13 protein-coding genes are annotated in these 14,498 nt (G+C 68.1%); 12 read left to right on the top strand and 1 reads right to left on the bottom strand.

What is annotated here, in order from left to right; genetic code table 11:
* Nucleotides 1–113: 113 nt before the first annotated feature.
* From dnaA to E1B00_RS13655, 12 genes are all read left to right on the top strand, one after another.
* The gene (gene dnaA / locus E1B00_RS13710) at nucleotides 114–1,439 is read left to right on the top strand and encodes a chromosomal replication initiator protein DnaA (protein ID WP_139449714.1); all 1,326 of its coding nucleotides are present in this window, start codon (nucleotides 114–116) and stop codon (nucleotides 1,437–1,439) included.
* 225 nt (nucleotides 1,440–1,664) lie between these two features.
* Nucleotides 1,665–2,765, top strand: a complete 1,101-nt coding sequence (dnaN, locus tag E1B00_RS13705) for a DNA polymerase III subunit beta (RefSeq protein ID WP_139449712.1) — start codon at nucleotides 1,665–1,667, stop codon at nucleotides 2,763–2,765.
* 112 nt (nucleotides 2,766–2,877) lie between these two features.
* Complete coding sequence (gene recF, locus E1B00_RS13700) at nucleotides 2,878–3,957, top strand: DNA replication/repair protein RecF (RefSeq protein ID WP_139449711.1); 1,080 nt, start codon at nucleotides 2,878–2,880, stop codon at nucleotides 3,955–3,957.
* A 127-nt stretch (nucleotides 3,958–4,084) separates the two neighbouring features.
* Nucleotides 4,085–6,532 carry a DNA topoisomerase (ATP-hydrolyzing) subunit B gene (gene gyrB / locus E1B00_RS13695; RefSeq protein WP_139449709.1) on the top strand — a complete coding sequence of 816 codons (2,448 nt, stop codon included), beginning with the start codon at nucleotides 4,085–4,087 and terminating at the stop codon, nucleotides 6,530–6,532.
* 122 nt (nucleotides 6,533–6,654) lie between these two features.
* A complete protein-coding gene (locus E1B00_RS13690) occupies nucleotides 6,655–8,262 on the top strand; it encodes a UUP1 family membrane protein (RefSeq protein ID WP_139449707.1) in 1,608 nt (535 codons plus the stop codon).
* Nucleotides 8,263–8,266: 4 nt separating this feature from the next.
* Nucleotides 8,267–9,238, top strand: a complete 972-nt coding sequence (locus E1B00_RS13685) for an alpha-L-glutamate ligase-like protein (protein ID WP_139449705.1) — start codon at nucleotides 8,267–8,269, stop codon at nucleotides 9,236–9,238.
* 186 nt (nucleotides 9,239–9,424) lie between these two features.
* Nucleotides 9,425–10,690, top strand: coding sequence for a tetratricopeptide repeat protein (locus tag E1B00_RS13680; protein WP_139449703.1), 1,266 nt, complete (start codon nucleotides 9,425–9,427; stop codon nucleotides 10,688–10,690).
* A gap of 107 nt (nucleotides 10,691–10,797) precedes the next feature.
* Nucleotides 10,798–11,454, top strand: coding sequence for an energy transducer TonB (locus tag E1B00_RS13675; RefSeq protein ID WP_139449701.1), 657 nt, complete (start codon nucleotides 10,798–10,800; stop codon nucleotides 11,452–11,454).
* Nucleotides 11,455–11,503: 49 nt separating this feature from the next.
* Nucleotides 11,504–12,289 (top strand): MotA/TolQ/ExbB proton channel family protein, encoded by a 786-nt coding sequence (locus tag E1B00_RS13670; protein WP_139449698.1) that lies wholly within the window; start codon nucleotides 11,504–11,506, stop codon nucleotides 12,287–12,289.
* A gap of 30 nt (nucleotides 12,290–12,319) precedes the next feature.
* Nucleotides 12,320–12,733, top strand: a complete 414-nt coding sequence (locus tag E1B00_RS13665; RefSeq protein ID WP_139449696.1) for an ExbD/TolR family protein — start codon at nucleotides 12,320–12,322, stop codon at nucleotides 12,731–12,733.
* Nucleotides 12,734–12,745: 12 nt separating this feature from the next.
* Nucleotides 12,746–13,159: an ExbD/TolR family protein gene (locus E1B00_RS13660; protein ID WP_139449694.1), complete on the top strand. Its 414-nt coding sequence runs from the start codon at nucleotides 12,746–12,748 to the stop codon at nucleotides 13,157–13,159.
* A 113-nt stretch (nucleotides 13,160–13,272) separates the two neighbouring features.
* Entirely contained in the window at nucleotides 13,273–13,671 is a 399-nt protein-coding gene (locus tag E1B00_RS13655) for an ExbD/TolR family protein (RefSeq protein ID WP_139449693.1), read from the top strand.
* A gap of 16 nt (nucleotides 13,672–13,687) precedes the next feature.
* Here E1B00_RS13655 and E1B00_RS13650 read toward each other — a convergent pair whose 3' ends face one another.
* Nucleotides 13,688–14,446: a pyridoxine 5'-phosphate synthase gene (locus E1B00_RS13650; protein WP_139449691.1), complete on the bottom strand. Its 759-nt coding sequence runs from the start codon at nucleotides 14,444–14,446 to the stop codon at nucleotides 13,688–13,690.
* Between the last annotated feature and the right edge of the window lie 52 nt (nucleotides 14,447–14,498).

Here is a 14,498-nt window from a genome sequence, read left to right as displayed (position 1 = left end):
CCGTCAAGCCAAATCGGCATGGCGGGCGCTGCCCCGCGGCGCTAGACTGCGCCCCCGACCACTTATCCACAGCAGCGCCCCGGCGCCGCTGTCGCTTGGACTTTCGCTTGAACATGGATGCTGCCTGGCCCCGCTGCCTGGAACGACTGGAAGCCGAACTGCCGGCGGACGAGGTCCACACCTGGCTCCGCCCCCTGCAGGCCGAGGCCCACGCCGACGGCCTGACCCTCTACGCCCCCAACGCCTTCGTGGTGGACCGGGTGCGCGAACACTACCTGGCCCGCATCCGCGAGCTGATGGTCCACTTCGTCGGCGGACCGGCCCCGGTGGCCGTCGCCGTGGGCTCGATCAAGCGCGCCGAAGCGGCGCCGGCGCCGGCCGCGGGCGGCTCCCGGCCGGCCGCGCCGCCGGTGGAGTTCGCCGGCAACCTCGACAGCCACTACACCTTCGACAACTTCGTCGAGGGCCGCAGCAACCAGCTCGGCCGCGCCGCCGCGCTGCAGGTGGCCCAGAACCCGGGCCGCGCCTACAACCCGCTGCTGCTCTACGGCGGTTCGGGCCTGGGCAAGACCCATCTGATGTACGCCGCCGGCAACCTGATGCGGAAGAACAACCCCGGCATGCGTGTGCTCTACCTGCGCTCGGAGCAGTTCTTCAGCGCGATGATGAAGTCGCTGCAGGACAAGTCGATGGACCAGTTCAAGCGCCAGTTCCAGCAGGTGGACGCGCTGCTGATCGACGACATCCAGTTCTTCGCCGGCAAGAACACCACGCAGGAGGAGTTCTTCCACACCTTCAACGCCCTGTTCGACGGCAAGCAGCAGATCATCCTCACCTGCGACCGCTACCCGCGCGAGGTGGAGAACCTGGAAACGCGGCTCAAGACCCGCCTGACCTGGGGCCTGAGCGTGGCGATCGAACCGCCCGACTTCGAGACCCGCGCGGCCATCATCACCGCCAAGGCGGTCGAGCGCGGGGTCAAGATCCCGGACGACGTCGCCTACCTGATCGCCAAGCGCATGCGTTCGAACGTGCGCGACCTGGAAGGCGCGCTCAACACCCTGGCGGCGCGCTCGAACTTCATGGCCAAGCCGATCACCGCCGAATTCGCCCAGGAGACCCTGCGCGACCTGCTGCGGGCCCAGCAGCAGGCCGTGTCGATCAGCAATATCCAGAAGACCGTGGCAGACTACTATCAGCTGCGCATGGCGGACCTGTTGTCGAAGCGGCGGACGCGCTCCCTGGCGCGCCCGCGGCAGATGGCGATGGCCCTTTCCAAGGAACTGACCGAGCACAGCCTGCCCGAGATCGGCGATGCCTTCGGTGGCCGCGACCACACCACCGTGATGCACGCCTGCAAGGTGATGCGCGAACTGCGCGAACTGGACGGCAAGCTGCGCGAGGACTGGGACAAGCTGCTGCGCAAGTTGAGCGAATGAGCCGTGGAACCCGTTTGGGGACGGCCTGTGGACAAGTTGGGGACGCCGGAAACGGCAAAAAACTATCCACAGCTTGTCCCGGTGCCCCGGGGGCCTGACCCACACGCTTGTCGCTGGCTGAAAACCTAATAGATTCAATGCGTTGATGGTGTTATCCGGCGTTTTTCGCGGCTCTACCACCACCAGTTTTTTGTTATATCCACTCTTTGGAGCTTGGGGATCCGCATGCGTTTCAGCCTGACGCGAGAAGTTCTGCTCAAACCCCTTCAGCAGGTCGTGAACGTGGTCGAACGCCGGCAGACCCTGCCCGTTCTGGCCAACCTGCTGGTCAGCGTCGAAGGCCACAAGCTCTCGATGACCGGCACCGACCTCGAGGTCGAGATGGTCGCGCGCACCGACGTGGACGACGCCCAGGCCGGCGAAACGACCATCCCGGCGCGCAAGCTGTTCGAGATCGTGCGCGCCCTGCCCGACGGCAGCCGCGTCACCATCAGCCAGGCGGCCGAGAAGGTCACCGTCCAGGCCGGCCGCAGCCGCTTCACCCTGGCCACCCTGCCCGGCAACGATTTCCCAGCGGTCGAGGACCTGGACCTGGTGGAACGCATCCGGGTTCCGGAAGCCGCGCTCAAGGAGCTGATCGAGCGCACCGCGTTCGCCATGGCCCAGCAGGACGTGCGCTATTACCTCAACGGCCTGCTGCTGGACCTGCGCGAGACCTCGCTGCGCTGCGTGGCCACCGACGGCCATCGTCTGGCGCTGTGTGAAGCCCCGCTGCCGGCCGGTGCCCAGACCCGCAAGCAGATCATCCTGCCCCGGAAGGGCGTGCTGGAGCTGCAGCGCCTGCTCGAGGGCGGCGACCGCGAGGTCGAGCTGGAAGTCGGCCGCAACCACCTGCGCATGCGCCGGGAGGACGTGACCTTCACCTCCAAGCTCATCGACGGCCGTTTCCCGGACTACGACGCGGTGATCCCGATCGGCGCCGACAAGGAAGTGAAGGTGGACCGCGAGGTCCTGCGGGCCGCCCTGCAGCGCGCCGCGATCCTGTCCAACGAGAAGTACCGCGGCGTGAAGCTGGAGATCAGCCCGGGCCAGCTGCGCATCGTCGCGCACAACCCGGAGCAGGAAGAGGCCCAGGAAGAAGTCGAGGCCGAAACCAAGGTCGACGGCCTGTCCATCGGCTTCAACGTCACCTACCTGCTGGACGCCCTGAGCGCCCTGCGCGAGGAGCACGTCATCATCAACCTGCGCGACGCCAACTCCTCGGCCCTGGTCCGCGAGGCCAGCCACGAGCGCAGCCGCCACGTGGTGATGCCGCTGCGGCTGTGACCCGGGCGCGTTCCGTTCCCCCTCACCGCCCGGCCCGTGCCGGGCGGTGCCGTTTTGAAGCCCTGGGTTCGCGCGGGCCCGATGGCCTGGCGCCGCCGCCAGGAGGCCCCGCGTGCAGCTGACCCGGCTCGACATCCGCCGGCTGCGCTGCCTGGAGCTGGCCGAGTTCCGCCCCGCCCCCGGCCTGAACCTGATCACCGGCGGCAACGGCGCCGGCAAGACCAGCCTGATCGAGGCCGTGCACCTGCTGGGCTATGGCCGCTCCTTCCGCGGCCGGGTGCGGGACGGCCTGATCCGCAGCGGCAGCCCGAACCTGGAGCTGTACGCCGAATGGCTGGACGGGCAGGGCCGTCCCCGCCGGGCCGGCCTGCGCCACGCCGGGGGCGACTGGGAGGCCCGCCTGGACGGCGCCCCCGCCCCCAGCCTGACCGAACTCTGCGCCGAACTGGCCGTGGTGACCTTCGAACCGGGCAGCCACGAGCTGATCGCCGGCGGCGCCGAGCACCGGCGCCGGTTTCTGGACTGGGCGCTGTTCCACGTGGAACCGGGCTTCCTGCCGGTCTGGCGGCGGTATGCCCGCGCCCTGAAGCAGCGAAACGCCCTGCTAAAGCGCGGCCCGGCGGCGTCTGCCCTGGTGCCCTGGGACCGGGAGCTGGCCGAGGCCGGGGAAACCCTGAGCGCCTTGCGCGCCGACTACCTCGCCCGGCTGGAGCCGGTACTGGTGGCCACGGCCGGGGAGTTCCTGCCGGAGCTCGGGGCGGCGGGCCTGCGGTTCCTGCCCGGCTGGCGCCGCGACGAGAGCTCCCTGGAGGACGCCCTGCTGCTGGGCCGGGAGCGCGACCTGGCCTTGGGCTACACCTCCCAGGGGCCTCACCGCGCCGATTGGCGGGTGGACTATCTGGGCCTGCCCGGCCGCGAGGCCCTGTCGCGCGGCCAAGAGAAACTGACCGCCTTGGCCTGTGTGCTGGCCCAGGCCCGCGCCTTTGCCGCCGACCGGGGGGAATGGCCGCTGGTCTGCCTGGACGACCTTGGTTCGGAGCTGGACCGACCCCATCAACACCAGGCCCTGGCTTCGGTGCTGGCCTCGGGCGCCCAGGTGCTGTTGACCGCCACGGAAACCCCCGATCTGCCCGAAGGCCTGACAGCCAACGCCGTGTTCCACGTGGAACGCGGCCAGCTGACCCGGCGCTGAGGCCGGCCCAGGCTGCGCCAGCCGCCCGCCTGCGCGGTATACTCGGCACACATTATTTATAGGCGCGCGGCCGTCCCTCCGGGAGGTCGAACGCCCCAGCGTGGACCAACGCGAGACTGCCCCCGCAATGACCGATACCCCGAACCTGCCGCAAGCCCCGAACAGCACCTACGATTCCAGCAAGATCACCGTCCTGCGCGGCCTGGAAGCGGTCCGCAAGCGTCCCGGCATGTACATCGGCGATGTGCACGACGGTACCGGCCTGCACCACATGGTCTTCGAGGTCGTGGACAACGGCATCGACGAAGCTCTGGCCGGCCACTGCGACCACTTGATCGTGACCCTGCACAACGACGGGTCCTGCTCGGTGTCGGACAACGGCCGCGGCATCCCGGTCGACATCCACAAGGAAGAGGGCGTGTCCGCGGCCGAGGTCATCATGACCGTGCTGCACGCCGGCGGTAAGTTCGACGACAACAGCTACAAGGTGTCCGGTGGCCTGCATGGCGTCGGCGTGTCCGTGGTCAACGCGCTCTCCTCGAAGCTGTGGCTCGACATCTGGCGCGACGGCCAGCATCACCAGCAGGAATACGCGGTCGGCGAACCGGTGTATCCGCTCAAGGTGGTCGGCCCGTCGGCCAAGCGCGGCACCGAGCTGCGCTTCCTGCCGAACCCGGAGATATTCACCGACACCGAGTTCCACTACGACATCCTGGCCAAGCGCCTGCGCGAGCTGAGCTTCCTCAACTCGGGCGTCAAGATCGAGCTGATCGACGAGCGCGCCGACGGCAAGCGCGACCTGTTCGAGTACGAAGGTGGCATCCGCAGCTTCGTGGAACACCTTGCGGCACTAAAAACCCCGCTGCATCAATCGGTTATCTCCGCAAGCGGCGAAAAGGACGGTATCACCGTCGACATCGCCCTGCAGTGGACCGACGCCTACCAGGAAACGATGTTCTGCTTCACCAACAACATCCCGCAGAAGGACGGCGGCACCCACCTGCAGGGTTTCCGCGCTGCGCTCACCCGCACGCTGACCAACTACATCGAACAGAACGGCATCGCCAAGCAGGCCAAGGTCGCGCTGAGCGGCGACGACATGCGCGAAGGCATGATCGCCGTGCTGTCGGTGAAGGTGCCCGACCCGAGCTTCTCGTCGCAGACCAAGGAAAAGCTGGTCAGCTCGGAAGTGCGCCCGGCGGTGGAAGCCGTCATCGGCCAGAAGCTCGAGGAATTCCTGCAGGAGCGTCCGAACGAAGCGCGCGCGATCGCCGGAAAGATCGTCGACGCCGCGCGTGCGCGCGAAGCCGCGCGCAAGGCCCGCGACCTCACCCGCCGCAAGGGCGCGCTCGACATCGCCGGACTGCCGGGCAAGCTCGCCGACTGCCAGGAAAAGGATCCGGCGCTGTCGGAACTTTTCATCGTCGAGGGTGACTCGGCCGGCGGCTCCGCCAAACAGGGTCGCAACCGCAAGACCCAGGCGATCCTGCCGCTCAAGGGCAAGATCCTCAACGTCGAACGCGCGCGTTTCGACCGCATGCTCGCGTCCGCGGAAGTCGGCACGCTGATCACCGCGCTCGGCACCGGCATCGGCAAGGACGAGTACAACCCGGACAAGCTGCGCTACCACCGCATCATCCTGATGACCGACGCCGACGTCGACGGCTCGCACATCCGCACTCTGCTGCTGACCTTCTTCTACCGGCAGATGCCGGAGCTGATCGAGCGCGGCCACGTCTACATCGGCCTGCCGCCGCTGTACAAGATCAAGCAGGGCAAGAACGAGCAGTACCTCAAGGACGACGGCGCGCTCAACGCCTATCTTGCCAACAACGCGGTCGAAAACGCCGAGCTGCGCCCGGCCGAAGGTGCGCCGCCGATCACCGGCACCGCGCTGGAAAAGCTGCTGCTCGACTTCGTCGCCGCGCGCGAGACCATCGCCCGCTTCGCCCACCGCATCGATCCGCCGGTGCTCGAGGCGATGATGGAAATGGCGCCGTTGAGCGCCGACGACTTCGCCGCCGAAGGCCGCCTCGACGCCTGGTGCCGCGAGCTCGAACGCCGCCTCAACGCGACCGGCCTGGGCCGTGCGCGCTACAGTTTCACCGTGCAACCGGCCGCCGGCGAAGGCCATTCCGGTGCGCTGCTGGTGCACCGCCAGCACCACGGCCTGGCGTCCACCCAGGCGCTGGCCGCGAGCCAGCTGCTGGGCGGCGAACTGCGCATGGTCACGGAAGTGGCCAGCGCCCTGCACGGCCTGCTGCAGCCCGGCGCCAGCGTGTCGCGCGGCGGCAAGCAGCAGCCGGTGTCCACTTTCGTGCAGGCCCAGGAATGGCTGCTCGAGGAAGCCAAGAAGGGCCGCACCATCCAGCGCTTCAAGGGCCTGGGCGAAATGAATCCGGAGCAGCTGTGGGACACGACGGTCAACCCGGAGACGCGCCGCCTGCTCAAGGTGCGCATCGAGGATGCCGTCGCCGCCGACCAGATCTTCGCCACCCTCATGGGCGACGTGGTCGAACCGCGCCGCGAGTTCATCGAAGACAACGCCCTGCGCGTCGCCAACCTCGACGTCTGACCCCGGCGGGCGGGCCCCGGCCCGCCCGTTCCGGCTTCCGGCCGGTCATGTAAACTGCCGCGACGCCCGCCCCGACCGACAAGAAGCGGGCCCGACGCCGCGCACGGGGACACCGGAACAACATGAGCAAACGCCACCTTTACCTGCTGGCCTTCGCGATCGTCGCGGTCGCGTTCGCCGCGATGTACTACAAGTGGAGCGTGCTCAAGTTCCCGCTGCAGCCCAACGCGCAGGTCCAGGTCTGGACCGTGCAGGCGCACGTCGAGTTCCAGCCGCGCAAGGGCGCCAACACCGTCACCCTGCAGCTCCCGGCGAACACGCCTGGCTACACCGTGCTCGACGAACGTTTCGTCGCCCGCAACTACTCGCAGCTCGAGGAAGCCAACAGCGACGGCCGCGAAGTGCAGTGGGCGATCCGGCGCGCGCTGGGCGAGCAGGACCTGTACTACCGCGCCACCATCGTGCGCGCCGACGACCACCAGCAGGCCGGGCTCGACTTCGACCCGCTGATCGGCGAACCACCGGTGCTGGAGGAACCCTACGCCACCGCCGCGCAGACCCTGCTCGATCAGGTGCGCGACCGCTCGTCCAACACCGTCACCTTCGCCCGCGAGCTGGTGCGCCGCCTCGGCGAAAGCGGCGAGCTGAGCGAAGAGGTCAAGCTGCTGGCCGAACGTTACGGCCAGGACGACGTCGCCCGCAGCGAGTTCATCGTGCAGCTGCTGGCCACGCGCAACATTCCGGCGCGGGTGATCTACGGCATCCAGCTCACCGACGCCGACGCCGACCTCGAAGCGAAGATGCAGACCTGGCTGATCGTGCACGACGGCCTGGCCTGGGCCACGCTCGATCCGCGCACCGCCGCCGAAGGCACGCCGCCCGACCTGTTCACCTGGAGTGCCAGCGGCAAGCCGCTTCTGTCGATCGAGGGTGAGCCGCCGTCCGCACTGATGTTCACCGTCAGCCGCAATCTGGCCGACGCCATGGCCACCGCCGAGCGCCGGCTGGAAGTGCAGGACGCCAACCTGGTGCGCTACTCGCTGCTGAGCCTGCCGCTGCAGGCGCAGGAGACCTACCGCATCCTGCTGATGGTGCCGATCGGCGCCTTCATCATGCTGCTGCTGCGCAACCTGGTCGGCATCAAGACCTACGGCACCTTCATGCCGGTGCTGATCGCCCTGGCCTTCCGCGAGACCGCCCTGGTCGCGGGCATCTCGCTGTTCGTGGTGGTCGTCGGCTTCGGCCTGCTGGTGCGCTTCTACCTCGAGCGCCTGCGCCTGCTGCTGGTGCCGCGTCTGACCGCGATCCTGATCCTCGTCGTGCTGCTGATGGCTGCGGTCAGCGTGCTGTCGAACCGCCTGGGCATCGAGGTCGGCCTGTCCGTGGCGCTGTTCCCGATGGTCATCATGGCCATGACCATCGAGCGCATGTCGGTGGCCTGGGACGAACGCGGCGCCGGCACCGCGATCCGCGAAGGCATCGGCACCCTGATCGTCGCGGCGCTCGCCTACGTGGTGATGAGCTGGCCGCCGCTGGAGCACCTGGTGTTCGTCTACCCGGAGACGCTGCTGGTGCTGTTCGCCCTGGCGCTGCTGCTGGGTCGCTACTCGGGCTACCGCCTCAACGAGCTGTTCCGCTTCCGCGCGCTCGCCCGCGAACCCGATCCGATCGTGCCGCCGCCGGCCGCCAGCGACGCGACCGACACCGCCACCCCGGACGCCAAGGCCTGACGCCGTGGGCTGGTTCAATCCCTTCCGGGTCGCCAAGCGCCTGCGCCAGATCGGCCTGGTCGGCATAGGCCAGCGCAACGCCCACTACGTGCTGATGCACAACCCACGCAAGTTCTATCCGCGTGTGGACGACAAGCTGTTGACCAAGAAGCTGGCCCTGCAGGCCGGCCTGCCCGTGCCGGACCTGTACGCCGTGGTCCGCGAGGAACACGAGATCGCCGAGCTGCACGAGAAGCTAAAGTGCCGCGAAAGTTTCGTCGTGAAACCCGCGCATGGCTCCGGCGGCGACGGCATCCTCGTGATCTCGGGCCGACGCGGCGACAAGTACCGGCGCGCCAACGGTTCGCTGATGAGCCGCGAGGAGTTCGAACACCATCTGTCGAACGGCCTCTCCGGCCTGTTCTCGCTCGGCGGCCAGCCCGACCACCTGATCGTCGAATACTGCGTGCAGTTCGACCCGGTCTTTGACAACGTCAGCTACAAGGGTGTGCCGGACATACGCATCATCGTGTTCCTGGGTTACCCGGTGATGGCGATGATCCGCCTGCCCACCCGCCTGTCCGACGGCAAGGCCAACCTGCACCAGGGCGCGATCGGCGTCGGCATCGACATCCCGACGGGCAAGACCAAACGCGGCGTCTGGGGCACCGAGATCATCCGCGACCATCCCGACACCGAACACAGCATCGTCGGCCTCAACATCCCGCACTGGAACAGCCTGCTGCAGATGGCCTCGCGCTGTTACGAGCTGTCGGGCCTGGGCTACGTGGGCGTGGACTTCGTGCTCGACCGCGACAAGGGCCCGCTGATCCTCGAACTCAATGCCCGCCCCGGCCTGGCCATCCAGATGGCCAACGGCAACGGACTCGAGCACCGCCTGCGCAAGGTCGAGGCGCTGCGCGACCGGGGCGGCATGTCCAGGGATCCGGCCGAGCGTGTCGCCTTCGCGCTGGCGAACTTTCCCACCACCGGCTGAACGGCGCCGCGCTTCTTAACGCCGTTTTAAGATCGTGCTCCGCGCCAGCCGGCAAGCTTGCGCCCAAGAGATGTCAGTACGGGGGCGAAGGGGAATTCCGGCCAAGCCTTGGCTTGAGCCGGCGGCGCGTTCCCCGTTACCCTAGTTGGCCCATGACCGCGCCGGGCGCGGTTGAAAGGAGTTTTTATGAATTCTCTGCACCCCCTCAAGCTGGCGGCGCTCGTCCTGCTGGTGACTTCGATGTCGGCCACGGATGTGGATGCGGCGCGCCGCGACAAGAAGGAAGAAGCGGCCGCGCTCTATCCGGACGCGACCCGCGAATCGCCGGAGGCGGTCTACACGCAGCGACTGTCCAAGCAGATCCAGAAGCTGCAGGACGCCTACAACGCCGACGGCAAGGAAGAAGAGACGATCGCCGCGGCCCAGGCCATCCTCGACAACAAGATGGCCAAGGCCTACGACCGCGGCATCGCCCTGCTGCTGGCCGGCAGTGCGTCCATCGACCTGGGGAACGACGACCAGGCGATCGACTACCTCAAGCGCGCCATCGACGAGAACGGCCTGCCGAACGACAACCACTACTCGGCGATGCTCAGCCTGGCGTCGGTCTACATCAACACCGACCGCAACGACGAGGCCGCGGTGCTGCTGCAGCGCGTGGTCGACGAGACCAAGACCACCAAGCCCGAGGTGTTCGCGCTCCAGGGAGCCAACCTCTACAACGCCGGCAAGTACGCCGAAGCCATCGCGCCGCTCAAGCGCGCGATCGAGCTCAAGACCGACGGCGAGGACCAGCAGTCGATGAACATGCTGCTTTCGGCCTACGCCGAGACCGGCAACGACACCGCCGCCATCGCCACGGCCGAAGAGCTGCACCGCAAGAACCCGGACGACAAGCGCGCGCTGATGAACCTGGCCACCCTGTACGGCAATGCCGACATGCAGGACAAGGCGGTCGCGCTGCTCGACAGTGCCCGCCAGCGCGGCATGCTCACCGACGCCAACGACTACCAGCGCCTGTACAGCACCTATTTCGGCATGCAGCGCGAGAAGGAAGCGGCCGCGGTGATCGAGGAAGGCCTGGCCAAGAACATCCTTCCGGCCGACGGCAAGACCTATGCCGTGCTGGCCCAGGCCCATTACTTCAGCGACAACGTTCCGGCCGCGATCGCCGCTGCGCAGAAGGGCGCCCCGCTGGCCAGCGATGGCGAGCTCGCCCTGTTCCTGGCCCAGGTGCTGGGCCAGGAAGACCGCAATGCCGAGGCCAAGGCGGCCGGCCAGCAGGCGCTGGCCAAGGGTCTGAAGAACCCCGGCGAAGCCTGGATGACCATCGCCCGGGCCGAATACAACATGGAGAACGTCGCGGCCGCCCAGGCGGCCTACCGCGAGGCCGCGAAGGATCCGAGCACCCGGTCACAGGCCCAGAAAAACCTGGCCCAGATCAGCCGTTGATCGGTTGGTAAACCAGGCCCCTTGGTATAAGCTAACAAGTTCCCGCCGGTCCCCGGCGGGTCACGGCTGAACGCCGGCAGACCCAGAGAGCTCGAGCCGCCACCCGCATGACGGACAAGAACTACAAATACGACGACAAGCCCCAGGGAATCAGCTGGGCACGCATCGGCGGCAACGCGTTCGCGATCGCGCTCCACGCGGTCGCCTTCATGCTGATGCTGGCCCCGGTGAATGCCCCGGACCTGGAGAAGGCGGAAGAGGAAGTGACCCAGGTCAGCTTCATCGAGCCCCCGCCGCCGCCCCCGCCGCCGCCGCCGCCGCCGCCGGAACCGCCCAAGGTGGTCCAGAAGATCATCGAGCAGCCCAAGCCGACGCCGGTTCCGCCGCCGCCGGAAGAGCCGCCGGTGGTGTTCGACGACCCGAGCCCGATCGACATCGAGGCTCCGCCGCCGGCCCCGCCCGCGCCGCCCGCGCCCCCGGCCGACTTCGCGCCTTCCGAGGACATCAGCGGCCGTGCCATGAACCCGCCGCGCTATCCCGCCAAGGAACAGCGCGAAGGCGTGGGCGGCACCGTGATCCTGCGCGTCACGATCGACGCCAACGGTCAGGTGCTCGACGTCGCCGTGCAGCGCTCCAGCCGTAATCGCAACCTCGACCGTGCGGCAATGGACGCCGCGCGCCGCTGGCGCTTCAACCCCGGCTCGCGCAACGGTGTGAAGGTGGGTGGCGATGTTCTCGTCCCCGTTAAGTTCACTCCCCCGTAACGCCCAGTCCCACATCCCGTAACGGTCAATCACAAAGAAAGGCACACTTATGCTGCAGGACATCCTCCTCAACGCCGCCGCCGCTGCCGCGGGTGGCGCTGCCAACAACGCCGAAGCCCTGTCCCAGATGGGCTTCTCCCACCTGATGAAGGCGATGATGGCCGACCCGGCCGAGTTCGCCGTCTCCTGGATCGTGCTGATCATCCTGGTGATCATGTCGTTCGGTTCCTGGTGGTACACGGTGGTCAACGCCATCAAGAACACCGTGGTGGCGAGCCGCGCCGATTCGGTCGTCCGCACCTTCTGGGAGACCCCGAATGCGCAGGACGCGATTCGCTTCATGGAAGAGCAGCCGGCCAACGAGCCGTTCTCCAAGATCGCCCTCGACTGCGCCCAGGCCGCCGCCCACCACCAGCGCCATGAAGGCAGCCGCCTGGTCGACGCCCTGAACCGCTCGGAGTTCATCGACCGCGCCCTGCGCCAGGCCGTGACCCGCGAGAGCGCCAAGCTCGAGAACGGCCTGACCTGGCTCGCCACCGTCGGTGCGACCGCTCCTTTCGTCGGTCTGCTCGGCACCGTGTGGGGCATCTACGGCGCGCTGATCAAGATCGGTGCGACCGGCCAGGCCTCCATCGACGCCGTTGCCGGCCCGGTCGGCGAGGCGCTGATCATGACCGCGCTCGGCCTGTTCGTCGCGATCCCGGCGGTGCTGGCGTACAACGCCTTCGTCCGCGCCAATCGCAACACCTACGCCAAGTTCGACACCTTCGCGCACGACCTGCACGACTTCTTCGCCACCGGTTCGCGCGTCGGCGACGCGCCGGCCAAGCGCTGAGCGAACATCGTCTAACCAGGAGCCGCAGTCATGGCCTTTTCCAGCAATTCCTCCGGTGGCGGCCCGATGGCCGACATCAACGTCACGCCCCTGGTGGACGTGATGCTGGTGCTGCTGATCATCTTCATGATCACCGCGCCGCTGATGTCGCATAAGGTCAAGGTCGAGCTTCCGCAGGCGACCCTGGAAGAGAAGCCGAAGATCGACCAGCCGCCGATCACCCTCGCGGTGACGGCGAACGGCAAGATCTACTGGAACGACGAGCCGGTCAGCCGCGACGCTCTCGACGCCCGGTTGGCGATCCTGGCGCAGCGCACCCCGCAGCCGCAGGTCGACGTCCGCGCCGACAACATCACCAAGTACGGCGTCATCGCCGAAGTGGTGAAGCAGGTGCGTATGGCCGGCATCCGCAAGGTGGGCTTCGTGTCCACTCCCGAGCGCTGAGGAGCAACGAGCATGGCTTTCACCTCCAACTCCGGCGGCGGCCCGATGGCCGACATCAACGTCACGCCCCTCGTGGACGTGATGCTGGTGCTGCTGATCATCTTCATGGTCACCGCCCCGGCCCTGTCCTATCAGATCCAGGTCGACCTGCCGCAGCGCACCACCAATCCGCCGCCGCAGCCGAAGGATCCGCCGGAGCCGATCCGCCTGCGGATCGAGGCCGGTGGCACCGTCACCTGGAACAACTCGCCGATTCCGCTTTCGGTGCTGCAGTCGTCGCTGGAGGTCGAAGCCGAACGCTCGATCCAGCCGACGCTGGAGATCGAGACGGACCCGGATGCGCAGTACGAAACGCTGGCCAAGGTCCTCTCGCGGGCCAAGAACTCCGGCATGGAAAAGATCGCTTTCGTGGATCCGGGCCAGTAAGGCCGCTTCCCGCACCCTGCAGCAACGCCGCCTCCGGGCGGCGTTTTTTTTGCTTGCGCGGCAACCCGTTCCGGGCGTAGAAGGAAATCGACCACCCCGGAAGGAGACGCGCCATGGCTTTCGCCGCCGCACGACCCGAGTCCGACACGATGGCCGACATGAACATCACGCCCCTGGTGGACGTCATGCTCGTGCTGCTGATCATCTTCATGGTCACCGCGCCATTGCTCGACCTGCGCATCCCGATGACCCTGCCCGGCCCGGCGAAGGAAGCGCCGCCCCCGGCCGAAACCCGCCTGCTGCAGGTCGAGCGTGGCGACCTGTTCCGCCTCGACGGCGCGGCGGTAACGCCGCCCGAGCTCGAACGCAGCCTCGCCGATTGGCGTCTGGTCCGGCCCGATGGCGTGCTCAAGCTCGCCGTCGATGCCGACGCCGACTACCAGTCGGCCGCCACCGCGATGGCGACGGCGCGGCGCGCCGGCATCGAGCACATCGGCCTGGTCGAACCTTGAACCCGGGGGTCGCGGCTCAGCGGCGGCCCGCTCCGGCGATGATCGCCAGGTAGGCGCGCACGGTGGGGCCCAGCCCGTCGTGCAGCGCCTCGCCGATCAGGGCGTGACCGATCGACACCTCCAGCACGCCAGGCACGCCGCGCAGGAAATCGCCCAGGTTGGCCTGCCCAAGGTCGTGTCCGGCGTTCACCCCCAGGCCCAGCGACTGCGCTTCACGCGCCGTCGCGGCGCAGCGGGCGAGTTCGGCCGAGGCGTCGCCGGCGGCATGGGCCTCGGCATAAGGCCCGGTATAGAGCTCGATGCGGTCCGCGCCCAGCTCGGCCGCCAGATGCAGGTTCGGCGCACCCGCGTCCATGAAGAGCGACACCCGGGTGCCCAGGGCCTTGAGCTCGGCCACCAAGGGCCGAAGCCTGTTGGCATCGCGGGCCAGGTCGAAACCGTGGTCCGAGGTCAGCTGGCCGTCGCCATCGGGGACCAGGGTCGCCTGCTGCGGCCGCACCGCCGCCACCAGGGCCAGGAAGCCCGGATAACCGTCCCGGGGCGGGGCGAAGGGATTGCCCTCGAGGTTGTATTCGGCCCGGCCGCCGACCAGGCCGGCGAGGGCAAACACATCGTCCGGACGGATGTGACGCTGGTCCGGCCGCGGATGCACGGTGATGCCGCCGGCCCCGGCGACCAGCGCGGCCTCGGCGGCGGCAAGCACGCTGGGTAGGGCCCCGCCCCGGGAGTTCCTGAGCACGGCCACCTTGTTGACGTTGACGCTGAGCATGGTCATCCGGGCAGCCTACCCTGACGGCCGGCGGTCGGAAAACCCTGCGCCAGGCCCG

Origin of the sequence: Arenimonas terrae, from assembly GCF_006265115.1 — a bacterium.
GTDB classification, from domain to species: Bacteria; Pseudomonadota; Gammaproteobacteria; order Xanthomonadales; family Xanthomonadaceae; genus Arenimonas; species Arenimonas terrae.
This window is presented reverse-complemented; position numbering and strand designations above follow the sequence as displayed.

Bases quoted from the DNA above. Each gene is read 5' to 3' on its own strand.
- dnaN (WP_139449712.1), top strand. From the start codon at position 1,665: ATGCGTTTCAGCCTGACGCGAGAAGTTCTGCTCAAACCCCTTCAGCAG.
- E1B00_RS13675 (WP_139449701.1), top strand. From the start codon at position 10,798: ATGACGGACAAGAACTACAAATACGACGACAAGCCCCAGGGAATCAGC.
- E1B00_RS13650 (WP_139449691.1), bottom strand. From the start codon at position 14,446: ATGACCATGCTCAGCGTCAACGTCAACAAGGTGGCCGTGCTCAGGAAC.
- E1B00_RS13660 (WP_139449694.1), top strand. From the start codon at position 12,746: ATGGCTTTCACCTCCAACTCCGGCGGCGGCCCGATGGCCGACATCAAC.
- gyrB (WP_139449709.1), top strand. From the start codon at position 4,085: ATGACCGATACCCCGAACCTGCCGCAAGCCCCGAACAGCACCTACGAT.
- E1B00_RS13655 (WP_139449693.1), top strand. From the start codon at position 13,273: ATGGCTTTCGCCGCCGCACGACCCGAGTCCGACACGATGGCCGACATG.
- E1B00_RS13665 (WP_139449696.1), top strand. From the start codon at position 12,320: ATGGCCTTTTCCAGCAATTCCTCCGGTGGCGGCCCGATGGCCGACATC.
- dnaA (WP_139449714.1), top strand. From the start codon at position 114: ATGGATGCTGCCTGGCCCCGCTGCCTGGAACGACTGGAAGCCGAACTG.
- E1B00_RS13690 (WP_139449707.1), top strand. From the start codon at position 6,655: ATGAGCAAACGCCACCTTTACCTGCTGGCCTTCGCGATCGTCGCGGTC.
- E1B00_RS13680 (WP_139449703.1), top strand. From the start codon at position 9,425: ATGAATTCTCTGCACCCCCTCAAGCTGGCGGCGCTCGTCCTGCTGGTG.
- E1B00_RS13670 (WP_139449698.1), top strand. From the start codon at position 11,504: ATGCTGCAGGACATCCTCCTCAACGCCGCCGCCGCTGCCGCGGGTGGC.